The following is a 23012-nucleotide window of genomic DNA, read 5'->3' as shown; positions in this document are numbered from 1 at the left end:
TCAGGGTTTCACGCATTACACGGTCCATTCAATCCATGAGCGACAGCGACAATACGCTTGCCAAGAGCTTCGAGCCGCAGGACGTCGAAGCCCACTGGGGCCCCGAATGGGAACGCCGCGGCTATGCCCGGCCGACTTTCGACGACGCCCGTGAAGATTTCAGCATCCAGTTGCCGCCGCCGAACGTTACCGGCACGCTGCACATGGGGCACGCGTTCAACCAGACGATCATGGATGGTCTGACGCGCTACCACCGCATGAAGGGCGCGAACACCCTCTGGGTGCCGGGCACCGACCACGCCGGTATCGCCACGCAGATCGTCGTCGAGCGTCAACTGGACGCCAAGAAGGTCTCGCGTCACGATCTCGGCCGCGAGAAGTTCGTCGAGCGCGTCTGGGAGTGGAAGGAGCAATCGGGCAGCACGATCACCGGCCAGATTCGCCGCCTCGGGGCTTCCATCGATTGGAGCCGCGAGTACTTCACGATGGACGAGAAGATGTCCAGCGCAGTGCGCGACGTGTTCGTCACGCTCTACGAGCAGGGCCTGATCTATCGCGGCAAGCGTCTCGTGAACTGGGAATCGACGCTGCTCACCGCGGTGTCCGATCTGGAAGTCGTCAGCGAGGAAGAAGAAGGCTCGCTGTGGCACATCCGCTACCCGCTCGCCGACGGTTCGGGCACGCTCACGGTCGCGACCACGCGCCCGGAGACGATGCTGGGCGACACCGCGCTGATGGTGCATCCGGAAGACGAGCGCTACAGGCATCTGATCGGCAAGACGGCCCGTTTGCCGCTGTGCGATCGTGAAATCCCGATCATTGCGGACGATTACGTCGACCGCGAGTTCGGTACGGGCGTCGTGAAGGTCACGCCCGCACACGATTTCAACGACTACGCCGTCGGTCAGCGTCACAACCTGCCGCAGATCAACATTCTCACGCTCGACGCGAAGATCAACGACAACGCCCCGGAAAAGTACCGCGGTCTCGATCGTTTCGACGCGCGCAAGCAAATCGTCGCCGATCTGGATGCCCTCGGCCTGCTCGAATCGGTCAAGGCGCACAAGCTGATGGTGCCGCGCAGCGACCGCACCGGTACGGTTATCGAGCCGATGCTCACCGACCAGTGGTTCGTGGCGATGACAAAGCCCGCGCCCGAAGGCACGTTCCGTCCGGGCAAGTCGATCACCGAAACTGCGCTCGACGTGGTGCGTAGCGGCGAGATCAAGTTCGTCCCGGAAAACTGGACGACGACGTACAACCAGTGGCTCGAGAACATTCAGGACTGGTGTATCTCCCGTCAGCTCTGGTGGGGCCATCAGATCCCGGCGTGGTACGACGAAAACGGCAACGTGTTCGTCGCCCACACGGAAGAGGAGGCCATCGAGAAGGCCCGTGCCGCCGGCTCGACCGGCGCGCTCAAGCGCGACGAAGACGTGCTCGACACGTGGTTCTCGTCGGCACTGGTGCCGTTCTCGTCGCTCGGCTGGCCGCAGCAGACGCCGGAACTGAAGCATTTCCTGCCGTCATCGGTGCTGGTCACGGGCTTCGACATCATCTTCTTCTGGGTGGCGCGCATGGTCATGATGACCACGCACTTCACCGGCCAGGTGCCGTTCAAGACCGTGTATGTGCACGGGCTGGTGCGCGACGCCGAAGGTCAGAAGATGTCAAAGTCGAAGGGCAACACGCTCGATCCGATCGACATCGTCGACGGTGTGTCGCTCGACACGCTGCTCGCCAAGCGCACCACGGGGCTGATGAACCCGAAGCAGGCCGCCACCATCGAGAAGAAGACGCGCAAGGAATTCCCGGAGGGCATCGCGCCGTTCGGCACCGATGCGCTGCGCTTCACGTTCGCGTCGATGGCCACGCTCGGTCGCAACATCAACTTCGATCTGGCGCGCTGCGAAGGCTACCGCAACTTCTGCAACAAGCTGTGGAACGCCACGCGTTTCGTGCTGATGAACTGCGAAGGGCAAGATTGCGGGATGGCGCCTTGCGTGGGCGATTGCGGCCCCGAAGGTCAGCTTGACTTCTCGCGCGCCGACCGCTGGATCGTCTCGCTGCTCCAGCGCGTGGAAGCCGACGTGGCCAAGGGCTTCGCCGACTACCGTTTCGACAACATCGCCAGCACGATCTACAAGTTCGTGTGGGACGAGTACTGCGACTGGTACGTCGAACTGGCCAAGTGGCAGATTCAGAACGGCACGTTGGCGCAACAACGCGCCACGCGCCGCACGCTGCTGCGCGTGCTGGAAACGGTGCTGCGTCTGGCACACCCGATCATTCCGTTCATCACCGAAGCGCTGTGGCAGAAGGTGGCGCCGCTCGCCGGTCGCTATCCCGCCGACAAGGCCGCGGGCGAAGCCAGTATCATGGTGCAGCCGTATCCGGTCGCCGACATGAGCAAGATCGACGAAGGCGACGAAGCCTGGATGCAGCAGTTGAAGGCTGCCGTCGACGCCTGCCGCAATCTTCGCGGCGAAATGAACCTGTCGCCGGCCCAGCGCGTGCCGCTGCTGGTGGCCGGCGACGTGCCGTTCCTGACGTCGATCGCCCCGTATCTGCAAACGCTGGCGAAGCTCTCCGAAGTTCAGGTGCTGGCCGACGAAGCCACGCTCGACGCACAGGCTGCGGGCGCACCGCTCGCCGTGGTGGGCGCGAACAAGCTGGCATTGAAGGTGGAAATCGACGTGGCCGCCGAACGCGAGCGCCTCGGCAAGGAAGTGAAGCGCCTCGAAGGCGAGATCGCGAAATGCCACGGCAAGCTTTCCAACGAGAGCTTCGTGGCGCGCGCGCCCGCCAATGTGGTGGAACTTGAGAAGCAACGATTGGTCGACTTTGAAGCGGTTCTCGGCAAATTGCAGGCACAGCTTGCCCGCCTGCCCGCCTGAGACGCTGAAAATTCATCAGGGAGATACCAATGAAAGCCGTTGTGACCAAAGCCGTGTTCCCCGTCGCGGGCCTCGGCACCCGGTTTCTGCCTGCGACCAAGGCGAGCCCGAAAGAAATGCTGCCGGTCGTGGACAAGCCGCTGATTCAGTACGCAGTGGAAGAGGCGGCGGCCGCCGGCATCACGGAGATGATCTTCGTTACGGGCCGCAACAAGCGCGCCATCGAAGATCACTTCGACACGGCCTTCGAACTCGAAGCGGAACTCGAGGCGAAGAACAAGCAGGCATTGCTCGACGTAGTGCATTCGATCAAGCCGGCGCACATCGATTGCTTCTATGTGCGCCAGCCGAAAGCGCTCGGTCTCGGACACGCCGTGCTGTGCGCCGAGAAGCTCGTCGGCGATGAACCGTTCGCGGTCATCCTCGCGGACGACCTGCTCGACGGTCAGCCGCCCGTGCTCAAGCAGATGGTCGATCTGTACAACCAGTACCACAGCTCGATCATTGGCGTGGAAGAGATCCCCATCGAGCAAAGTCGCTCCTACGGGATCGTTGCCGGCAAGACTTGGGGCGAGACTGAGATCGTCAAGCTCGAACACATCGTCGAGAAGCCGGATCCGAAGGACGCACCGTCGAATCTGGGTGTCGTCGGTCGTTACGTGCTGCGCCCGCGCATTTTCGACTGCATTCGCGAGATCGATCCGGGTTCGGGCGGTGAGATTCAGCTTACCGACGCCATCCAGAAGCTCATGAAGGACGAAGCCGTGCTGGCCTATCGTTACAACGGCAAGCGCTTCGACTGCGGCAGCAAGCTGGGCTATCTGAAGGCAACGGTGGAGTTTGCGCTGCGTCACCCGGAGTTGAAAGACGCCTTCCGCAAGTATCTGCAAGAAGACGTGCACGGCGGTCTGATCTAAGCTTCCATCGACACGCGTGCAATAAAAAACCGACGGTATATCCGTCGGTTTTTTTATGCCTGCCGAATCGCGATGCGCGGATATCGACCGCGACGTTCGGCGCGGATGCCGAAATGTAGCCGCGCGATCAGCGACGGCGCATCCAGAAGTGGAACGTCTTGCCCTCTTCGCGCGATTCGAGCAGTTCGTTGCCGGTCTGCTTGGCAAACGCACTGAAGTCGCGCCCGGAGCCCGGATCGGTGGCGATGATATGCAGCACTTCTCCGCTCTGCATTTCGGCCAGCGCCTTCTTCGCACGCAGAATCGGCAGCGGACAATTCAGGCCGCTCGCGTCAACTTCTTTCTGAAATTCCATGCTCATGTCCCTCTCTTCGGTCTCGTTCGAATCATTTGCCGGGTTCGCCGTGCAAACCGCGATTCTACCGTAGTCGTCGTGCGAGTCCGCACGCGCGTTGCGAATCCCACCTATCGAGCATCACTCTGCGATCGACAGGCGCGCGGAATCGACGTATTCGATGGGCAAATTGCGTCGACGCAGCCATTCGGCCACCGCGTGCCCGGTGCCGGCTCGCCACGGACGCACCTGATGCGGCGCCACCAGCCGAAATTCTGCGAGTTCCTCCGAGAGGCGAATATCGCCGTCGCACACAGCGTGATAGGCGATGATCAGCTCGTTCTTGCGCATGAACTCGTAGACGCCGAGCAGCGAAATCACATCGGCTTCCAGGTTCGTTTCTTCCTTGATCTCACGGCGAATACCGTCTTCCGGCGTTTCGTCACGCTCGAGAAAACCGGTAATGAGTGCGAACATACCCTCGGTCCATGCCGCGTTGCGCGCCAGCAGGATTTGTCCGCGATATTCGACGAGTCCCGCCACCACCGGCAGCGGATTATCCCAGTGGACGAAACCGCATGCGTTGTCAGGGCAGGCGCGGCGAATACGCCCGGCCACGTCACGTGAATCAAGGGCTGAGGCACAGCGGGGACAAAAGATGAGTTCGTTCATGATCGTTCTTCAGCGAATTCGAATATCTTAAATGAACTCATGACGCGCTGCACATTCGGTGAATTCCGAGACGTCTTCGGACCAAGCCCACAAATGTCGTGGCGTATAATCGGCGAACGTCTTTCAATTTTCGTCCACGGCCCGTGTCCGATATTCCGCCGAACGCCTCCTCTTCCGACGCTACTCCGGATTCCCCGTCTTCGCCATCTTCGCCGTCTTCGTCAGCCCCCGCGCCTGCGGCCTCGCTGTCGACCCGACTGACCCAACGCGGTGTGCGACGCTCCCGCCGGCTCTGGCACAACTACGGCGTATTCTGGCTCGGCGCGGTCCTCGTCGGACTCGTCTCCGTGGCGTACGCCAAACTGGTGGATTTCGGCTTCGAGCTCTTCCAGCGCATGCTCGCGCATGGCTTCTGGCTACCGCTGATCGTCACACCGCTTGGCGCAGCGCTGGCAATCTGGCTCACGCAAACGTTCTTCAGGGGCTCTGAGGGCAGCGGAATTCCGCAGGTAATTGCCACGCTTCAGGACTCGCGACTGTCGAAGTCGCTGCTGACGCTGCGCATCATGTTCGGCAAGATGGCGGTCTCGTTTCTCGGCATCCTTTGCGGCTTCACCATCGGACGCGAAGGTCCGACGGTACAGATCGGCGCCTCGCTCATGTACGCCATGCGTCGCGGCTATCGACGCAGCAGCGTTCACATCGAACGCCAACTGACGCTCGCCGGGGCGGCCGCCGGTCTGGCAGCGGCGTTCAATACACCGCTCGCGGGTGTCGTTTTTGCCATCGAGGAGCTGAGCCGCAGTTTCGTTGCACGCAACAGCGGCACGCTCATCACGGCAATCATCTTCTCCGGCGTCGTGGCGCTCGGCCTGCAAGGCAACTATCTGTACTTCGGCCAGATCAAGGCGATCAGCGACTTTCAGTGGACGCTGATCCCCGTGCTCATCGTGGCGAGTCTGCTCACCGGCGTAGCTGGAGGTGTATTCGGCTGGTTGATGCTCAACGTACCTCGCTGGATGCCCAGGGCACTGGTCGACATGCGCCGCGCGCACCCGGTGCGCTTCGCATTGGTTTGCGGCCTTGCCATTGCGGTAATCGGCGTCGCCTCGGGCGGCACGACATTCGGCAGCGGTTATGCCGAAGCCCGTGGTCTGCTGGAATCGCACACCGCGCTCTCGCCGTTATACGCCGTGCTGAAATTCGCCGCGCTGTGTGTGTCGTACCTGTCGGGGATTCCGGGCGGCATTTTCGCGCCGTCGCTGGCGATCGGTGCAGGCCTGGGCAACGTCATGGCGCACATGACGTCGGTGGTGCCGCTACCAGCCATGGCTGCGCTGTGCATGGTCGGCTATCTGGCCGCCGTCACGCAATCGCCGATTACGTCGTTCGTGATCGTCATGGAGATGATCGATGGCCATCAGATGGTGATTCCGCTCATGGCCGTTGCGCTACTGTCGACACAAGTCTCGCGGACCATTGCCCCGTCGTTCTACCACACGCTGGCGCACCGCTTTCTGACGCCGACCGTACCGGCGCCGCGACAGGCCTGAGCGGGCATCACCGCCGGCGTGCCATCCGATGTCGGCAGCCGGAAGTGAGAGTGACGCTTTACCCCTTCGTGCTCAATGCGCGAATATCCGCGGCCAGACGCTCGACCGTGTCGACACGCGTATCCCATGCGCACATGAAGCGGCAGCCGCCGGCGCCGATGAACGTGTAAAAGCGCCAGCCCTTGGCCCGCAGCGCCTCGATCACATGCGCCGGGAGTTCGGCGAACACGCCGTTAGCCTGCGTCTCAAACATGATCGACACGCCGGGGATATTGCGAATACGGCTCGCGAGCAACTGTGCCATATCGTTCGCGTGGCGCGCATGGCGCAGCCACGTATCGTTCTCCAGCATGCCGAGCCACGGCGCGGAAATGAAGCGCATCTTCGACGCCAACTGGCCCGCCTGCTTCACACGGTAAGCAAAATCCTCGGCCAGCGCCCGGTTGAAGAAGACGACGGCCTCGCCTACCGGCAGGCCGTTCTTCGTGCCGCCAAAGCACAGCACGTCGACCCCGGCGCGCCAGGTAACGTCGCCAGGATGACAGCCCAGGGTCGCCACCGCGTTGGCAAAACGCGCGCCGTCCATGTGCACGCGCAGATTGCGACGCTTCGCCACCGCCGCAATCGCCTTGATCTCATCGACGCTGTAGACCGTACCGACTTCGGTTGCCTGCGTGAGCGTGACGACCTTCGGTTTCGGAAAGTGGATGTCCGAACGGCGATTGATGACGGACTCGACGGCGTCCGGCGTAAGCTTGCCATTGTTCTCCCGCCCGCGTGCGGTCAGCAGCTTCGCGCCGTTGGAGAAGAATTCCGGACCACCGCATTCGTCTGTTTCGACGTGCGCCAGTTCGTGGCAAATGACGGAGTGATACGACTGCGACAACGACGCCAGTGCGAGCGAATTTGCCGCCGTGCCATTGAAAACGAAGAAGACCTCGCAGTCCGTGTCGAACAGTTGACGAATGCCGTCGCACACGCGCTGCGTCCAGGTATCGTCGCCGTAAGAGACCTCGTGACCGCTGGCGTTCGCTTCGACCAGATATCGCATGGCCTCCGGGCATATCCCGGCGTAATTGTCCGAGGCGAAGTGCTGAGGCGTTTGCGACGCGCCGTCATTGGGTGCGGTGACGGCTGCGGCGTTGATGTTCGGTACGGACGGGGACGGGGCTTGCGACATGACGACCTCTTCAAAACGACGGGGGACTCCACACGAGCCCCCGCCTCAGACTTTCCGGCAACCCGTGCCGGCCTAACCGAATTCAGCGGACGGTAGACGACCGCCCCGCTCAGCGCGGATCCGACCAGAGCGTGCCGCCCGTAGACCAGTTCTCCGGCTTGACGTCGGTAATGATGATGTCGACGGACTCCGGCGTGCAACCGATCGTCTCGACCGCCGCTTGCGTGACAGCTTTGACGAATGCGCGTTTTTGCTCGACGGTACGCCCCTCGAACATCTCGACGTGAAACGTTGGCATTGCGATCTATCTCCTTATATCGTTCTTGGAATCGGGCTTCGGCCACGCCGCGCTCTGCGCGTCCTGCACTCCCTGCGCGCCCTCCCTTCGATGTGAGTCGCAGCGGTGCCGCACGTTTCGGATATCCGCCCCGGCAGCGGATGCGTCAATCGCGAAACGAGGCATCTATTCTATCGAGTTTGCGCAGCAGTGCGGGCCACTCCAGCACGCCCTCGATCGCACCACCGTCTTCCAGTTGAATCGCCGTCTTGTCCTGTACCGCAGGGCTGGGCAGGTTCGGCGCAGCGCCGCCGGCGAGCGCCTGTAACTGGATCTCGCACGCCTTGATGAGCGTTGCCATCAGCACGAACGCTTCGGCCACGGTGCGACCGAGCGTCAGGGTGCCATGATTGCGCAGCAACATGGCCGGGTGCGGACCCAGCGAGGTCGTGAGCCGCTCGCCCTCGGACGGCGAGAACGCCAGCCCTTCGTAATCGTGATAGCCGATGCGCTCGTGAAAACGCAGCGCATGTTGCGAGATCGGCAGCAGACCATGCGGCTGGATCGACACGGCAATGCCCGCCGTATTGTGCAGATGCATGACGCACACCGCATCCGGGCGGGCGGCGTGCACTGCCCCGTGCAGCGCGAACCCAGTCACGTTGACCGGGTGCTCGCTCTCGCCCACGATCTCGCCGTTCATGGTGATCTTCACGAGATTCGACGCACTCACCTCATCGAAAGCGAGCCCAAACGGGTTGATGAGAAAGTGTCCGGGTTCGCCAGGCACCATCGCCGAAATGTGGGTGTAAATCAGGTCGTCCCAGCTGTTCAGTGCAACGAGGCGATAGCAGGCGGCGAGATCGACGCGCATCCGGCGTTCCTCGTCGCTCATCACGGTGGCGGCCTTTCGGCCGGCCTTCAGGGTAAAAGACATACGCAATTCTCTGGAAAGGTCCATGAGCCGATATCACGAACACGGCTTGCGAGCGATGTCAGGGCGATGGGTCCGGCCCGCTCACCTGCGCGTCTCGCGCGTTGCCGGTTCGACGCAGATCCCGACGCAGCTCGCCCGCGCCGGCTCGATTCAGGGCGCACGTTCGAGCGACCGACGCCAGTCCCACACGAAGCCGACCGCGCCGAGCACCAGCACGCCGCTGGCGCACAGCAGCGCCGTTGTGAAACCGCCTGTCGCGGCCACGAGCGGCGCGGCGACCAGCGGACCGACGATCTGCCCGATACCGTAGGATGCCGTCACGAGTCCGATCAGGCCATTGGCATTGTCCCCACGCAAACGACGGCACTCGCGAACCGCATACACGGTAATCGCCGTGAACGGCAGTCCCACGAGCACGCTGCCAACGGCGAAGCCCGCGACATTCGGAAACACGATGCCGATACCGACACCCAGCCCCTGCATGACGTAACACACCGCCAGCAACAGACGGTTATCCCATGTGAGCGGCGCGCGTGCTCCGATGATGGCACCCGGAATCACCATGAGCCCGAGCAGCGGAAAGAACAGATCGGGCCACGGCGAGCCCGGCAACGCCTGACGCGCGATCACCGGCAGAAAGGTCGCGGTGATGATGTAACCGAACCCGGCGAAGCTGTACAGGATCGTGACGGAAATCACGCTCTCGCCACTGCCGTGGTTGATGGCGGGCGCAGGCGCTGATTTTCCGGCGTCGGCCGACTTGGCCGCATCCGACATGTTCGGCGCATCGGCAACGAACGTCCGCCAGATGAGCGCGAGCAACAGCAGCGCGAGAGCACCACAGAGCAACCAGCCGCCGCGCGCAGGCCACCCAAGCGCTTCGTTCAGGCTTGCGAGCAGGCCCGTCACCACGATGCCGGCACCCGGGCCCGCGAACATCACGCCGCCCAGACTCGGCATGCGCAATTCCGCCAGCTTGCGAAAACCCCAGCCCGCCGAGAACACCATTGCCCATGCGCTCATCACGCCCGCCAGCGTACGCACGACCGCCCATACGGCAAACGATTCGAGCAGTCCCATCGCCAGCGTCAGCGCGACGGTCGCGGCCAGCGCGAAACGGATGATGAGCGTCGGCGTGAAATGCAACCACATACACGAAAGGGCACCGACGAAATACCCGGCATAGTTAAGCGACGCGAGCCAGCTACCGTGCTGAATGTCGGTGAGGTGCTCGTGCAGCATGAGCGGCAACATCGGCGTGAAGGCGAAGCGGCCAATGCCCATGGCCACCGACAACGCAAGCATGCACGACAAGGCAATGCGCCACGCCGCCCGCTCTGGTGTGGGTTGGGGCAACGTCGAGGAAACCGGATCGGAACTGGCGAGTGTGGCTGACATGGCGATGGCTGGCCCGCAGGCGAATGAGAACAAACGAGAGCGAACGTCTGCCGCGCGAATGCTTCGTTGGATGTTTTCTGCATTTCTTCGTACGCGCGCAACGTATTGAATACTTTACATGCAAACCATTGCCGGATGCGATGGTTCCCCTGCGCACCGCAGGGCATTGCCACGCGCTGCACGCAACATTGATGTCCGGCACGCGCACATCATTTCCGGAAACGAAACTGTACTGCCCGCCTGTCAGGCCACCTGACGCCGACGCGGCCATCGTAGCGCGTCAACATCTCGCTGCAGACCGGAAGCGAGACACGACTTGCGGGCACAAAACGCAAAACGCGCACCGAAGTGCGCGTTTTGCTTGTTCCTGCCCGATCGGTCCGGTGGGGCGACCTAACGTTTCACGGCCGCCTCATCGAATCACGATCGAGGCACGATCGAATCACCAACGAACGATCACAGCTTGCCGGCCACCCAGCCCTGCACGCCGGCGAGCGCCTGCGGCAGTTGCGACGGGTCGGTACCGCCCGCCTGCGCCATGTCCGGACGACCACCGCCCTTGCCGCCGACTTGCTGGGCAACGAAGTTAACCAGTTCGCCTGCCTTGACCTTGGACGTCGCATCGGCCGTCACACCCGCGATCAGCGTGACCTTGCCGCCTTCGACCGCCGCCAGCACGATCGCCGCGCTCTTGAGCTTGTCCTTGAGCTTGTCCATCGTCTCGCGGAGCGTCTTGGCGTCGGCGCCTTCGAGTTGCGCGGCCAGCACCTTCAGACCGCTCACGTCGACGGCTTTCTCGACCAGTTCGTCGCCCTGGCTCGATGCCAGCTTCGACTTGAGCGCCGCCAGTTCCTTCTCCAGCGACTTCACCTGCTCCTGCACCTGCGCGATACGCGGGCTCAGTTCGGCCGGTTGCGTCTTGAGTGCCGCGGCAGCTTCGTTGACCTGATCGTCGAGCTTCTGGACGAAGCGCACCGAGTTGTCGCCGGTGATCGCTTCCACGCGACGGATACCGGCGGCCACGCCACCTTCCATCACGATCTTGAACAGACCGATGTCGCCCGTGCGCGTGACGTGCGTACCGCCGCACAGTTCGCGCGACGAACCGATGTCGAGCACGCGGACTTCATCGCCGTACTTCTCACCGAACAGGGCCATGGCACCGCCCTTCACGGCATCGTCGAACGACATCAGCGCAGCTTGGGTCGGCGCGTTGGCCAGCACTTCGGCGTTCACGATATCTTCCACGCGACGAATCTCGTCGGCGCTCATCGCGGCGTTGTGTGCGAAGTCGAAACGCGTCTTGTCGGCGTCGACCAGCGAGCCCTTCTGCTGCACGTGAGCACCGAGCACTTCGCGCAAGGCCTTGTGCATCAGGTGAGTGGCCGAGTGGTTACGCACGGTACGTGCGCGACGCACGGCATCGACCTGCGCCGTCACCGCCTCGCCCACCTTCAGTTCGCCCGATTCCAGCGTGCCGTAGTGACCGAAGACGTCAGCCTGAATCTTCTGCGTGTCCGACACACAGAAACGTGCGCCGCCCGCAACGATCAGCCCCTGATCGCCCACCTGACCGCCCGACTCGGCGTAGAACGGCGTGGTGCCGAGCACCACGATGCCCTGCTGGCCGGCGGACAGCTTGCCCACGCTCGTGCCATCGACGTAGAGCGCCGTGACCTTCGCGCCTTCGAGCGCCAGCTTGTCGTAGCCTTCGAAGCGCGTCTTGTCGCCAGTGTATTCGAGGGCGGTCGCCATCTTGAACTTACCGGCTGCACGGGCCTGCTCGCGCTGACGCGCCATCGCGGCGTCAAAGCCGGCTTCGTCGACCGTGATGCTGCGCTCGCGGCAAACATCTGCCGTCAGATCGAGCGGGAAGCCATACGTATCGTGCAGCTTGAACGCGAGTTCGCCGTCGAGCGTGGTCACGCCGCGCTTGGCCAGATCGGCCAGTGCGCCTTCGAGAATTTCCATGCCGTTCTCGATGGTTTCGCCGAAGCGCTCTTCTTCCTGCTTGAGCACGTCCGTCACGCGCTGCTGCGCCTGCGCCAGTTCCGGATAGGCCACGCCCATCTCGGCCACCAGATCCGGTACGAGCTTGTAGAAGAACGGCTTCTTGCAGCCGAGCTTGTAACCGTGACGGATCGCGCGGCGGATGATACGGCGCAGCACGTAACCGCGGCCTTCATTGCCCGGGATCACGCCGTCGACGATCAGGAACGAGCACGCACGGATGTGATCGGCAATCACCTTGAGCGAGTTCGCGGCGAGATCGGTCACACCCGTCTCACGGCCGGCGGCCTTGATCAGGTGCTGGAACAGGTCGATCTCGTAGTTGCTGTGAACGTGTTGCAGCACGGCCGCAATACGCTCCAGTCCCATGCCGGTATCAACGCACGGCTTGGGCAGCGGCGTCATATTGCCCTGCTCGTCGCGGTTGAACTGCATGAACACGAGGTTCCAGATTTCGATGTAGCGGTCGCCGTCTTCTTCAGGCGATCCCGGCGGTCCACCCCACACGTCAGCGCCGTGGTCGAAGAAGATTTCCGAGCACGGGCCGCAGGGGCCGGTGTCGGCCATCTGCCAGAAGTTGTCCGAGGCGTAGCGCGCCCCCTTGTTGTCGCCGATACGGATGATGCGCTCGGTCGGCACGCCGACTTCCTTCGCCCAGATGTCGTAGGCCTCGTCGTCTTCCTGATAGACGGTGACCCAGAGCTTGTCCTTCGGCAGCTTGTAGACGGTCGTCAGCAGTTCCCACGCGTACTGAATGGCTTCGCGCTTGAAGTAGTCGCCGAACGAGAAATTGCCCAGCATTTCGAAGAACGTGTGGTGACGGGCCGTGTAGCCGACGTTCTCGAGGTCGTTGTGCTTGCCGCCGGCGCGCACGCTGCGCTGTGCCGTGGTCGCGCGCGTGTACGGGCGCGATTCCAGTCCAAGGAAGACGTCCTTGAACTGCACCATGCCGGAGTTCGTGAACAGCAGCGTGGGGTCATTGGACGGCACGAGGCTCGACGAGCGCACGATGGTGTGCCCCTTCGACTCGAAGAAGTTTAGGAATTTTTCCCGAATGTCTGCGACTTTCATAGGGTGCGTGGGAGCGTGGGGACCGGGCGAGCTAAGCCTGGCGGGGTATTTTGCAAACTTTTGATTATACGGGAAATCGATCTTTCCACGGCGTTGTGCCGCCAACCGCAGTGCGAAACGGTGCTGGTCATGCGCAAACCGACGGACGTAGACTCTCGCCCACAAGTTCCGCAATGCAAAACGATGTTCCGAATTTTGGCGCGAACCGTCCGTCAAACGACAAGAATCAAGGAGAGAGCGAACGATGGGTGCGCTGAGTCATATCCGGGTACTGGACCTCTCAAGGGTGCTGGCCGGACCGTGGGCGACGCAGAATCTGGCCGATCTGGGCGCAGACGTCATCAAGGTCGAGCGCCCCGGCGCCGGCGACGATACCCGTCGCTGGGGCCCGCCCTACCAACGCGACGCCGAAGGCCGCGACACGACAGAGGCCGCGTACTACCTCGCGGCCAACCGCAACAAGCGCTCCCTTACGCTGGACATTTCCCGCCCCGAAGGTCAGGCCATCGTGCGTTCGCTCGCGGCGCAAAGCGACGTCGTCGTCGAGAACTACAAGGTCGGTCAACTGGCGAAGTACGGTCTCGATTACGCCTCGCTCAAGGCCGTCAAACCCGATCTCGTCTACTGCTCCGTCACTGGCTTCGGCCAGACCGGCCCGCACGCGTCGCGCGCCGGTTACGACTTCATCGTGCAGGGCATTGGCGGCTTCATGAGCATTACCGGCGAGCGCGACGGGCTGCCCGGTGGCGGCCCGCAGAAGGCCGGGGTCGCTATCGCCGACCTCATGACCGGCATGTATGCCACCATCGCCATCATGGCCGCCCTCACCCATCGCGACCGCACGGGCGTGGGCCAGTACATCGACATGGCGCTGCTCGATACGCAGGTCGCGATGCTCGCGAACATGAACACCAACTATCTCGCCAGCGAGAAGGCGCCGGTGCGCTGGAGCAATGCGCATCCGAACATCGTTCCGTATCAGACGTTTCAGACGGGCGATGACGGCTGGATCATCGTCGCCGTGGGCAACGACGGGCAGTTCCGCAAATTTGTGGAAGCGGGCGGCGAGCCAGCGCTGGCCGACGACGAACGCTTCGCTACCAACCCGTCGCGCGTGCGCCATCGCGAGGTGCTCGTGCCGATCCTTGCGCAAATGGTGCGCAAGTTCGGCAAGGACGAATGGATCGACAGGCTGGAAGTCGCAAGCGTGCCGTGCGGGCCGATCAACACGCTGCCGGAAGTCTTCGCACACCCGCAAGTGCTCGCGCGCGAGATGGCGATCGAGTTGCCGCATCCGTCCGGGGGTGTCGCGCGTCTGGTGGCCAGTCCCATGAAGATGAGCGAGACGCCGCCGGTGGCCCACCGCGCGCCGCCGACGCTCGGTCAGCACAGCGACGACATTCTGCGCGAGCGCCTGGGGCTGGACGACACGCAGATCGCCGGGCTGCGCGAGAGCGGCATCGTCTGACACGCAACGCTCACTCAATGATGGATGGCAGAAGCACTGAAGCGCGCGCCGCATTCGGGTGGATGCGCGTAGGTACGGGCCTTCGCCCGAACCGTTTTTGCTATACTCTTGCCCTCGCGTCGAACTTGGGTGCGCCAACGCGTTCCTACCTGCGCAATCGATGCCACTGTCGCCCGACTTGCCGTAGCAAAACAGTAGCAATGGCGATGTGAAATAGCAGGTTATAAGGTGTTCCGAAGTGATACGTTAGGGGTATCACAATCGCCCGGAAAGCCTCATAAACAAAGCGGCACCTCTGATTGCAGAGGGTGTCGCGCCACTGGATAGCATCCAGTCTCTCCCTGTAGTTCAATGGATAGAACAAGTGCCTCCTAAGCGCTAGATGCAGGTTCGATTCCTGCCGGGGGGACCAAAAGACGGTATCGCAGAGACGTCACCTCACTGCATCCCCAAACGAAAACGCCCCGCACAGCGATCGCTGCCGGGGCTTTTTGTTTGCTGTTCGTTTCCGTTCGACACGACGCTCGCCTGTCGCCTCATCTCAGCGCCGCCATACGTCCAACCGGCAACCACGTTCCAGTGCCCTGCTTCAAAGTCCATTCGCGAGCGATTAGAAAATCGATTAATGGTTTCTACCTAATCCACACCTAATCCCAATGAAAGCACCCACCTAATCCATTCGTAATCCCCACTAAATTTGATAGGGTCTACGCAATTTACGCCCGTGCTAGCATGCGGCGCGGAATGTTCTTACGGAGCATTTCAGCATAGGAGTCCTACCCTAAATGACTTTCACTCCTGCTTTTTTGGACTCCTGGCATTCGGCGGCGTCACCGACTTGGCCGAAACCCAGGCTTCATGCGGGTGCGGCAGCGCCGCCCTTTCCAGAACAACATTCTAAAGAACTAGGAAAATGGCACACCATCTCGTAAAAATATCCGGTCTGCTGCTTGCGGCCGGCATCATGGCGGGTTGCTCGACCATGAACCAGGGGAGCAGCAGCGCCAAGACGGCAGCCACCGGTTCGGCCGGCGGCGCAAACTCCGAAAACGCCAACTCCACGCTCGAGAAGTGCGATCGCCCGCTGGGTACGATCGCCGTCATCGAAGACACGTCCGCCCCGTGGTACGGTGTGCTGACCGGCCAGTACAAGCTCGGCTCGACCGTGCCGGTGCTCAAGCTCCTCGTCCAGCAATCGAACTGCTTCGTCGTGGTCGATCGCGGTCGCGGCATGAACACCATCATGGGCGAACGCTCGCTCCAGGAATCCGGCGAACTGCGCGGCAAGTCGAACTTCGGCAAGGGCAAGATGGTCGCCGCCGACTACGCGATCAGCCCGTCGATCACGTTCACGAATAACAACGCCGGCGGTGCCGGCGCCAGCCTCGCCGGCCTCCTGCCGGGCGGCATCGGTTCGGCCATCGGCGCACTCGCCGGCAGCATGAACTCGAAGGAAGCCAGCACCCTGCTGACCGTCATCGACAACCGCTCCAGCGTGCAGATCGCCGCCGCAGAAGGCAGCGCCTCGGCCATGGACTTCGGCGCGCTCGGTCGCATCGTCGGCAGCTCGGCCGGCGGCTCGCTCGGCGGTTACTCGAACACCGCCGAAGGCAAGGTCATCGTGGCGGCGTTCACCGACTCGTACAACAACGTCGTGCGCGCCGTGAAGAACTACAAGCAGCAAACCGTCGCCGGCGGCCTCGGCACGGGCGGCCAGTTGACCGTTCAGGACGACGACGCTCCGGCCCCCGCCAAGAAGGTCGTCCGCAAGAAGAAGAAGTAAATCGACGTTACCCGCACTTTCCCCCTCAAACCCGGCTTTTTTGCCGATGTTTGAGGGGCGAATCCGATCTCGGCAGATCGCCCCCCCCCCCCGTCAGACAGCATCGCCTCGCCAGACCTCCCGGGATGACCACCCGACGGCCGGCCTGATCCCCTCGCCCGATCTGCTTCAAATATCAAATATTTTGCCGTCCGGCAAACGAATCGACCCCGTGGGCAAAGACCCCGGCACAGCCGCACCCCGCGACGCCCCTATCATTCACTTCGTGCCTTCCCCCAGCATTCTCCGGCCGTAACGTTGCCGCGCGCCTGTCGTCCGGTGCCGCGATCCCCGACATTTTCTGTTCCCTTCTCGATGCCAGGATTCGTATGACGAAGCCTTCGCAGCGCGCAGTCCCGACAATCGATGCCAGCGACGCCCCTGCCGCCAAGGACATCGCCCATGCCTGGGCCCAGATCGGCGCCGCACTCAGCCCTCACCCTGATTGCCCCCTACCGAATTGGACCGGTGGCGGCGACACGCTGCATCAACATCTGCTCGTCATCGGCACCGGGCACGATACCGAGATGGTCAGCCAACTGCGCCATCTGGAAACCGCCGCCGCCCGGTTCGGCAAGATCGGCTTCGTGGGGCCGCCCGATGCGCGCCGGCTCGTCGAATGGTCGATGGGGGATCGGGTTGTCGTACTCTCGCGCATGCCGCGCGACGTGTCGGACTGGGATCTTCGCTGCCCGCTTGCCACGCTCGCCAGAACGCTCGGGCCACAAGCCGCCCATGCCCACGCGGGACGCCCGTTTCTGCGCGTGGCAAGTACCGCAGCCCGCCATTGGCGTGACCGGCTCGCCGCAGCGGCGCAGCATGGTTTCTGTGTGGGTTTTGCCGGACTGGAAGCCTTCGCGGACAACACATGGATGGATTCGATGGGAAACGCCTCGCGACTGATGTCGCTAGCCCCATTGCTGCGCGTGCCCGGCGTATCGTGGATACCGCTGGGGCAGCCCGAAGATGAAGCGTTTGTTGCAATTCCGTCTGAATCCGTCGACTGGATCGACTGGCGCGCCGATTGCGACGACCTCGCCGACGCGGCGTCGCTCATCGACAATCTCGATCTGGTGATCTCGCTGAATGCGGTGCACGCCCATCTGGCCGAAGGCCTAGGCGTCCCCGTCTGGCGTCTGGGTGCTGCCCGGTCGGCTGCGTCGCATCATGATGATCGGCACGGCACCCACTTCGGCAACGACGATCGCTTCTCACCTGACGACCTCCGCCACTACCAATTGCCACCCGCCGCCGACGACTGGCCCGGGGCGGTAGACGCCGCCGCCACAGCACTGCTCGCCATGGCAACGGAGTTTGAAGGCTGGACACGCTGATCGCCCCGTCAACATCTGCACAGCGCCGGCGTTGAAAGGGCGCACGCGTGCCTCTCAGCGGAAGCGGGTCCTAGCAGGGCTTGCAGCCGCACCGGACACGTCCGCGATCGCCGCGCCAACACAGACAGCGCGGCGCGGCGTTGGCAGACTCACGCCGCCCAGCGATCGCCCACTTGCGCCGTTTTGACCCAGGTCATGAACGCCGAGGCCTCGGGCGTATCCGCCGGTGCCGACCAGCTCGCGTAATCCGCCTCGACGAACGGACGATACGGGCCGTGCTTGACCTCGAAGATCACCGCGCCCGGATCGAGCGACAGCACGGTGTGGTGAGTGCCAAGCGGCGTTTCGACCACGCTCGTGTCTTCTCCCAACACCAGGCGCCCCACAACGACACCCGCCGCATCGAACGTCAATACGACGAATCGTCCGCGCAACGCCGTGAGCAACTCCCACGTGTGGTGATGCAGATGCGGGCGAATATAGGTCTCAGGTTCCATGGCAATCGCCAGACGCTGAATCGAATCGTCCAGCGATTCGTGCAGGTTCTGGTTCATACGGGCACGGGGCGATTGCGCAGCTTGCCCGGTCAACGCGTCGAGCGCGGCAAAGGTCAACGTTTTCATGGGGTTATTGTGATGTGAGGGGGGATGCGTCAGACAGACGGCAGGCCACGAGTGTAGCAAATCGCCCCGCGCCGTCTGCCCATAAAAAAACCCGCCAGCTGGCGGGTTTTTCGACTTCGCACTGCATTGCGCCAATACGGCGCAACCGGTGCTTAGTACATCTTCTTCTTCAGGGTCTGGCTGCGCAGACGCTTACGCAGACGGGCCACGGCAGCCGCCTTCTTGCGCTTGCGTTCAGCCGTCGGCTTTTCGTAAGCAGCGCGTGCCTTGACTTCCTTGATCAGGCCCGTGCCGTCGATGGCGCGACGGAAACGACGCAGTGCGACTTCAACGGGTTCACCGTCTTTGATAACGATCTTGGTCATGCAATATCTCGAATAGTAATCCGGCCCCATAAGAGCCGTAAATTTGATTTACCGCGCAAAGACACCATTCCCCGCCCTGCCGGAGACATCCCCCAGGCCAGGCGCGACGAACGGACTTGCTACGGACTGCACTACACCACATCCGGCGGGACCGCGACTCACCTCCTCTGCGATCTCCCGATTGGCTTTCGACCCCCAGCTCGCTATCTGCGAACCCGGTATCGCGCCTTCCAGACTGGCTGAACGGTTGATTGATGGCGAAGCGGCGCGCTCATCGTTCGTCAGTGAGCCCCGCTTCCCGCAATGCCCATATTTTGGACAAGGTCGTGATTATACACAGAAAGGACGTCAAATGCACACGATTTGCTACCCCTTCATGGGAAACGGGCCCTGCCAGCACATGACAGAGCCCGTTCCGGGCAAAGAGGACGTCAGGCGCCCTCCCCGCCAATCAAGCCGAAATCGCGAGATTCCGCCTGAAAAGCCGCTTAGAACTTGTGACGCACGCCAGCGATCACGGCGATCTGCGATTGCGCGCCGGTGCCCGTCGGGCCACCAACGTTGTCGATCGCGGCAACGACTGCGTCACCCGTAGCACGCTGGTACACGCCGTTCAGGTACGTTTCGGTGCGCTTGCTGAATGCGTAGGTCGTGCCGGCGTTGATCTGGAACCAGCGCGGCTTCGTGCCCTTCGAGATGCCCGACAGTGCCGTTGCACCGCCCACGCTGCCATCGCTGTAGATGAACGCCAGGCCGCCCACCAGATTCGGAGCGATCTGGTACTTGCCGTTCAATTCGAACGTGTTCACGCGGATCGACGACTGGTTGACGTACTTCACCTTGGCATAGCTGTACACGAAACCGATCGTGGCCGCCTGGATCTGGTACGAGACACCTGCCGCAGCGATGTCGTGCTTGTCCACGGCGCTCGTGTAGAAGATGTCCGTAGCGCTGGAGTAGTCGTTCGACACGGCACCGGAACCGTTAGCCGTACCCGGGCTCGACAGGTGCATGTAGCCGAGGGCTGCGGTCAGCGGACCATTCGCGTACGAAGCGCCGAGGCTGAAGGCGTTGTTGTGCGAGAAGCCCGTGCCGTTGCCGGTGTTCGGCTCGTTGCTGAAGCCGTACAAGGCGCCGAACGAGAAGCCGCTGTAGTTCGCGCTCGTGTACTTGACCGAGTTGTTCACGCGGAACGAGTTGTACAGGTTGTCGATGTCGCCGATGTGCGCGCCGTATTGCGTCGCCCACTGCTTGGCGGACGTGAGCGGGCTCACGAAGTCCACCACGGAGTCGTACTGACGACCGATCGTGACGGTACCGGCTTGTGCGCTTTGCAGACCCACGTATGCCTGACGACCGAACATGCGGCTGTTTTGCAGCATCGTGCCGTTCATCAGGTTAAAGCCGTTTTCCAACACGAAGACAGCCTTCAGACCGCCACCCAGGTCTTCCGAGCCCTTCAGGCCCCAACGGTTGCCCTGACCAATGCCGCTCACGGCCTGGAAGTTGTGTGCACCCTTGGCGTTCAGACCGCTGGCGACGTTATTGACGTAGGCAACGCCGGCATCGATCACGCCGTACAGCGTCACGTTGGTCGTCGAGCTTTGCGCCATTGCCGGCGCAGCAACGGCGAAGCTGGCTGCCGCCAGCGCCGTGAATTGGAAGCGCTTCATCTTTATCCTCTTTGATAGTGGTCTTATATTTGTGGCCTGCCACGCAGGCGTCTCCTGCCGATACCGGCCGCCTCGTTCCGTGTGACGACGATGCTGCAACCGCATATGCAATGGAGTACTCACCAAATGACGAGCGGTGCTTTCCCTATTCAGGAATAGCACCGCCGGTCACTTGCAAGCGGGTGCATTCTGACACGTTAGCGTCACACGTCGCACGTCAGTGGTGCATTTGCAACACATGAAATATCCGGCATATGCGACGCGCGGCATCGATGATTCGGTGCCCTTGATAATGTCCATCACCGGCTCGCAATATGCGGTGCGACTTCGCATCGATGACCGCGCGCCTGTCTCCATGGCAAATATCAACGACGCAATGAAAAACGGCGCATCGCCGGATGGCGTGCGCCGTTTCAGGTATCGCAAATGTCGGAACCGTGATCTTCGATCGGTATTACGTGACGGTCAATTCTTGAGCGGCGAGACACTCACGCCGACGTTGCGCGCTGACGTGAGGTCGCGGCGACACGTGTCACGGGCTTGCGTGCGCGCGCCGGTGACTTGACCGGCGCGGCGCCGTTGACGGCTTTCGCCGGCACGACAGGTTTCGGTGCCTTCACTGCCTTTGTCGGCATGGCGACCTGGTTGTCCTTCTCGCCCTTCCCAGCCTTGGCCACCTTCACGACCTTGGCAGGCTTTGCCGCTTTTTCCGCCTTCGGCGCTTTGGCTGCATCAACCGACTTGACGGTCTTGACGGCCTTGCCCTCCGACTTCTCCGCCTTCACACCTTTCACCGCTTTCGCGCCCTTCGCAGGCTTCTCGTTCTTCACACCGACAGCCCCCGCCGTCGGCTTCGCGGCGGTCTTCGGCGCGGCCTTCGCAGCAGCCAGTTCGAGATCGATGGTGTGCTTCAGACCCGCGATCACCGGCGCGGCGAGATCGTCCGCATAATGATCGAACCAGCGCTTGGCTTGCAGCAGCTTCTTTCCACCGAGACGTCGCTTGTGGTCGTCGTCGCTGGCGATCACCTTGGCGGAGAGCCGCGCACGCCCCTTCGAAAGGCGTTCCAGAACGGTAATGATGGTGAACCCGCGATGCGACGTCTTCTGCTCGGCAGACATACTGGCCTCCTGATGTACCTGCCCCCTGGCAGGCCCGGATTAGGTCGAAGCCACGATCGGAATCCTCGTGGATGCGATCGATCCTACCACGCCGCAATGAACGTGCCAGCACGTGTGCGACGTCCAGCAGACTCAGTGTGTTGCCGACGCCACGTCAGGTGGTTTGGGCGGCTCAGGCGCCTGCGCGAAATACTGAACACTGGCCGGAATCGCAAACCGGATGTCCTGCGCCAGAAACGCGCGCATGAGTGCGAGGTTGATGTCCTGCTGCAAATCCATATAGAGGTTGTAATCCGGACTGAGCACGAAGTAGACGACCTCGAAGTCGAGCGAACTCGCGCCGAACTGCTTGAAGTGCGCGCGATCGAAGCGCGTTTTGCCCGACGCCTGCACGACCTCCTTCACCAGCGCAGGCACCATCGCGAGCTTGTCGGGCACCGTGTGATAACTCACGCTGAACGTGAACACGATACGTCGCTCGGACATGCGCTTGTAGTTGTGCAGCGTGTTCTTGAGCAATTCGGTATTGCCGCAGACGATTTCCTCGCCGCTCAGGCTACGAATGCGCGTGGTCTTGAGACCGATGCGCTCGATCGTCCCCGCCACGTCGCCGAAGACGATGAAATCGCCCACTTCAAAAGGCTTGTCCAGTCCGATCGCCAGCGACGCGAACAAGTCGCTGAGAACGTTCTGCACAGCGAGCGCTACGGCCACGCCGCCGATGCCGAGGCTGGCAACGAATGCCGTGATGTTCACACCGAAGTTCGCCAGCATCGCAAGCAGCAGTACGGCCCAGGCAAGCACACGCACCGTCCACGCCGTCATCGTGACGATCACCGGGTTATCCGGCACGGTGGCGCGATGCTGCAAGCGACGTGTCGACCACGCGCCGACCGCACGATTCACCCACAACGCGAGTTGCAGGCATAAGAGTACGGTCCAGCCATGCACGATGGCAGTGTCCCACTTGTCGCCGAGGTCGAGCATCTTCAGGCCGATGAGCAACGCTGCGACGAAGATCACGAAATGGCGCGTCGCCCCGAGTACCTCGGCGAACACGCTGGCGGCCGGCGATTGCAGGCGCCTCGACAGCGCGCCGAATCGTCCCAGCGCGAACCGCAACACGCCAGTCAGAATGCCGTAGCTCAACAACATGGTGACAGCCGCGAACAACCAGTCGGCCGGTGAAATGCCTTCGAATGCCTTAAGCGATGTGAGCGTACCGATTTGCAAGCGTGTCCTCCTTGCATAGGTGTGCGTATGGCGTGCATATGGCGCGCGCGTGCCCTCGTGCGCGCAGGTAAGCGGCGCGGGCGTACGTGGACGAGCGTCGATGAAAAGGTCGAAGCGATCGACAGAG

The 23012-nt window shown here is 62.4% G+C and carries 17 protein-coding genes, 1 tRNA gene and 1 pseudogene; 7 read left to right on the top strand and 12 right to left on the bottom strand.

Going from position 1 to position 23012, the window contains the following annotated elements; all coding sequences use genetic code 11:
* The first annotated feature begins 35 nt into the window (after positions 1-35).
* Both PCA20602_RS23290 and galU read left to right on the top strand, forming a co-directional pair.
* Positions 36-2897: a valine--tRNA ligase gene (locus PCA20602_RS23290; RefSeq protein ID WP_150723219.1), complete on the top strand. Its 2862-nt coding sequence runs from the start codon at positions 36-38 to the stop codon at positions 2895-2897.
* Between the two features lie 29 nt (positions 2898-2926).
* Positions 2927-3814 carry a UTP--glucose-1-phosphate uridylyltransferase GalU gene (galU, locus tag PCA20602_RS23285; protein WP_150723218.1) on the top strand — a complete coding sequence of 296 codons (888 nt, stop codon included), beginning with the start codon at positions 2927-2929 and terminating at the stop codon, positions 3812-3814.
* A 127-nt stretch (positions 3815-3941) separates the two neighbouring features.
* Here the strand turns inward: galU and PCA20602_RS23280 are convergent, their stop codons facing one another.
* A complete protein-coding gene (locus PCA20602_RS23280) occupies positions 3942-4169 on the bottom strand; it encodes a sulfurtransferase TusA family protein (protein WP_069344249.1) in 228 nt (75 codons plus the stop codon).
* A 120-nt stretch (positions 4170-4289) separates the two neighbouring features.
* Positions 4290-4820 carry an NUDIX domain-containing protein gene (locus PCA20602_RS23275; RefSeq protein WP_150723217.1) on the bottom strand — a complete coding sequence of 177 codons (531 nt, stop codon included), beginning with the start codon at positions 4818-4820 and terminating at the stop codon, positions 4290-4292.
* A gap of 245 nt (positions 4821-5065) precedes the next feature.
* Between PCA20602_RS23275 and PCA20602_RS23270 the strand changes: the two are divergent.
* Positions 5066-6370 (top strand): annotated as a pseudogene (locus tag PCA20602_RS23270) (chloride channel protein); the annotation flags it as partial.
* A gap of 61 nt (positions 6371-6431) precedes the next feature.
* Here the strand turns inward: PCA20602_RS23270 and PCA20602_RS23265 are convergent.
* From PCA20602_RS23265 to alaS, 5 genes are all read right to left on the bottom strand, one after another.
* The gene (locus tag PCA20602_RS23265) at positions 6432-7553 is read right to left on the bottom strand and encodes a threonine aldolase family protein (protein ID WP_150723216.1); all 1122 of its coding nucleotides are present in this window, start codon (positions 7551-7553) and stop codon (positions 6432-6434) included.
* Positions 7554-7662: 109 nt separating this feature from the next.
* On the bottom strand, positions 7663-7851 hold the full coding sequence (locus tag PCA20602_RS23260) for a 4-oxalocrotonate tautomerase (RefSeq protein WP_069344166.1): 189 nt from the start codon (positions 7849-7851) through the stop codon (positions 7663-7665).
* A gap of 145 nt (positions 7852-7996) precedes the next feature.
* The gene (locus tag PCA20602_RS23255) at positions 7997-8767 is read right to left on the bottom strand and encodes a class II aldolase/adducin family protein (protein ID WP_150723215.1); all 771 of its coding nucleotides are present in this window, start codon (positions 8765-8767) and stop codon (positions 7997-7999) included.
* A 150-nt stretch (positions 8768-8917) separates the two neighbouring features.
* Positions 8918-10165 (bottom strand): YbfB/YjiJ family MFS transporter, encoded by a 1248-nt coding sequence (locus PCA20602_RS23250; RefSeq protein WP_150723214.1) that lies wholly within the window; start codon positions 10163-10165, stop codon positions 8918-8920.
* Positions 10166-10621: 456 nt separating this feature from the next.
* A complete protein-coding gene (alaS, locus tag PCA20602_RS23245) occupies positions 10622-13246 on the bottom strand; it encodes an alanine--tRNA ligase (RefSeq protein WP_150723213.1) in 2625 nt (874 codons plus the stop codon).
* Positions 13247-13490: 244 nt separating this feature from the next.
* On the opposite strand from alaS, the gene PCA20602_RS23240 reads away from it, so the two are divergent.
* From PCA20602_RS23240 to PCA20602_RS23225, 4 genes are all read left to right on the top strand, one after another.
* A complete protein-coding gene (locus tag PCA20602_RS23240) occupies positions 13491-14714 on the top strand; it encodes a CaiB/BaiF CoA transferase family protein (protein ID WP_150723212.1) in 1224 nt (407 codons plus the stop codon).
* A 337-nt stretch (positions 14715-15051) separates the two neighbouring features.
* Positions 15052-15126, top strand: a tRNA-Arg gene (locus PCA20602_RS23235).
* A 501-nt stretch (positions 15127-15627) separates the two neighbouring features.
* A complete protein-coding gene (locus tag PCA20602_RS25765; protein ID WP_174981505.1) occupies positions 15628-16497 on the top strand; it encodes a CsgG/HfaB family protein in 870 nt (289 codons plus the stop codon).
* Positions 16498-16865: 368 nt separating this feature from the next.
* Positions 16866-17870 (top strand): hypothetical protein, encoded by a 1005-nt coding sequence (locus tag PCA20602_RS23225; RefSeq protein WP_150723211.1) that lies wholly within the window; start codon positions 16866-16868, stop codon positions 17868-17870.
* A 149-nt stretch (positions 17871-18019) separates the two neighbouring features.
* On the opposite strand, the gene PCA20602_RS23220 is transcribed toward PCA20602_RS23225, so the two are convergent.
* The 5 genes from PCA20602_RS23220 to PCA20602_RS23200 all read right to left on the bottom strand — a co-directional run bounded on the left by PCA20602_RS23220 (position 18020) and on the right by PCA20602_RS23200 (position 22885).
* Complete coding sequence (locus PCA20602_RS23220; protein ID WP_150723210.1) at positions 18020-18493, bottom strand: WbuC family cupin fold metalloprotein; 474 nt, start codon at positions 18491-18493, stop codon at positions 18020-18022.
* A 152-nt stretch (positions 18494-18645) separates the two neighbouring features.
* A complete protein-coding gene (gene rpsU / locus PCA20602_RS23215) occupies positions 18646-18858 on the bottom strand; it encodes a 30S ribosomal protein S21 (protein WP_010806331.1) in 213 nt (70 codons plus the stop codon).
* Between the two features lie 488 nt (positions 18859-19346).
* Positions 19347-20531, bottom strand: coding sequence for a porin (locus tag PCA20602_RS23210; protein WP_150723209.1), 1185 nt, complete (start codon positions 20529-20531; stop codon positions 19347-19349).
* A gap of 488 nt (positions 20532-21019) precedes the next feature.
* The gene (locus PCA20602_RS23205; RefSeq protein WP_150723208.1) at positions 21020-21652 is read right to left on the bottom strand and encodes a hypothetical protein; all 633 of its coding nucleotides are present in this window, start codon (positions 21650-21652) and stop codon (positions 21020-21022) included.
* 132 nt (positions 21653-21784) lie between these two features.
* Positions 21785-22885: a mechanosensitive ion channel family protein gene (locus PCA20602_RS23200; RefSeq protein WP_246182305.1), complete on the bottom strand. Its 1101-nt coding sequence runs from the start codon at positions 22883-22885 to the stop codon at positions 21785-21787.
* Positions 22886-23012 lie beyond the last annotated feature (127 nt).

It is taken from the genome of Pandoraea capi (assembly GCF_902459735.1).
Taxonomy (GTDB): domain Bacteria; phylum Pseudomonadota; class Gammaproteobacteria; order Burkholderiales; family Burkholderiaceae; genus Pandoraea; species Pandoraea capi.
The sequence above is the reverse complement of the archived record's forward strand: the minus strand, read 5'-3'. Positions and strand labels throughout refer to the sequence as shown.

Excerpts from the sequence above, each read along its gene's own strand:
- PCA20602_RS23290 (WP_150723219.1), top strand. The coding sequence starts at position 36 with ATGAGCGACAGCGACAATACGCTTGCCAAGAGCTTCGAGCCGCAGGAC.
- galU (WP_150723218.1), top strand. The coding sequence starts at position 2,927 with ATGAAAGCCGTTGTGACCAAAGCCGTGTTCCCCGTCGCGGGCCTCGGC.
- PCA20602_RS23280 (WP_069344249.1), bottom strand. The coding sequence starts at position 4,169 with ATGGAATTTCAGAAAGAAGTTGACGCGAGCGGCCTGAATTGTCCGCTG.
- PCA20602_RS23275 (WP_150723217.1), bottom strand. The coding sequence starts at position 4,820 with ATGAACGAACTCATCTTTTGTCCCCGCTGTGCCTCAGCCCTTGATTCA.
- PCA20602_RS23265 (WP_150723216.1), bottom strand. The coding sequence starts at position 7,553 with ATGTCGCAAGCCCCGTCCCCGTCCGTACCGAACATCAACGCCGCAGCC.
- PCA20602_RS23260 (WP_069344166.1), bottom strand. The coding sequence starts at position 7,851 with ATGCCAACGTTTCACGTCGAGATGTTCGAGGGGCGTACCGTCGAGCAA.
- PCA20602_RS23255 (WP_150723215.1), bottom strand. The coding sequence starts at position 8,767 with ATGTCTTTTACCCTGAAGGCCGGCCGAAAGGCCGCCACCGTGATGAGC.
- PCA20602_RS23250 (WP_150723214.1), bottom strand. The coding sequence starts at position 10,165 with ATGTCAGCCACACTCGCCAGTTCCGATCCGGTTTCCTCGACGTTGCCC.
- alaS (WP_150723213.1), bottom strand. The coding sequence starts at position 13,246 with ATGAAAGTCGCAGACATTCGGGAAAAATTCCTAAACTTCTTCGAGTCG.
- PCA20602_RS23240 (WP_150723212.1), top strand. The coding sequence starts at position 13,491 with ATGGGTGCGCTGAGTCATATCCGGGTACTGGACCTCTCAAGGGTGCTG.
- PCA20602_RS25765 (WP_174981505.1), top strand. The coding sequence starts at position 15,628 with ATGGCACACCATCTCGTAAAAATATCCGGTCTGCTGCTTGCGGCCGGC.
- PCA20602_RS23225 (WP_150723211.1), top strand. The coding sequence starts at position 16,866 with ATGACGAAGCCTTCGCAGCGCGCAGTCCCGACAATCGATGCCAGCGAC.
- PCA20602_RS23220 (WP_150723210.1), bottom strand. The coding sequence starts at position 18,493 with ATGAAAACGTTGACCTTTGCCGCGCTCGACGCGTTGACCGGGCAAGCT.
- rpsU (WP_010806331.1), bottom strand. The coding sequence starts at position 18,858 with ATGACCAAGATCGTTATCAAAGACGGTGAACCCGTTGAAGTCGCACTG.
- PCA20602_RS23210 (WP_150723209.1), bottom strand. The coding sequence starts at position 20,531 with ATGAAGCGCTTCCAATTCACGGCGCTGGCGGCAGCCAGCTTCGCCGTT.
- PCA20602_RS23205 (WP_150723208.1), bottom strand. The coding sequence starts at position 21,652 with ATGTCTGCCGAGCAGAAGACGTCGCATCGCGGGTTCACCATCATTACC.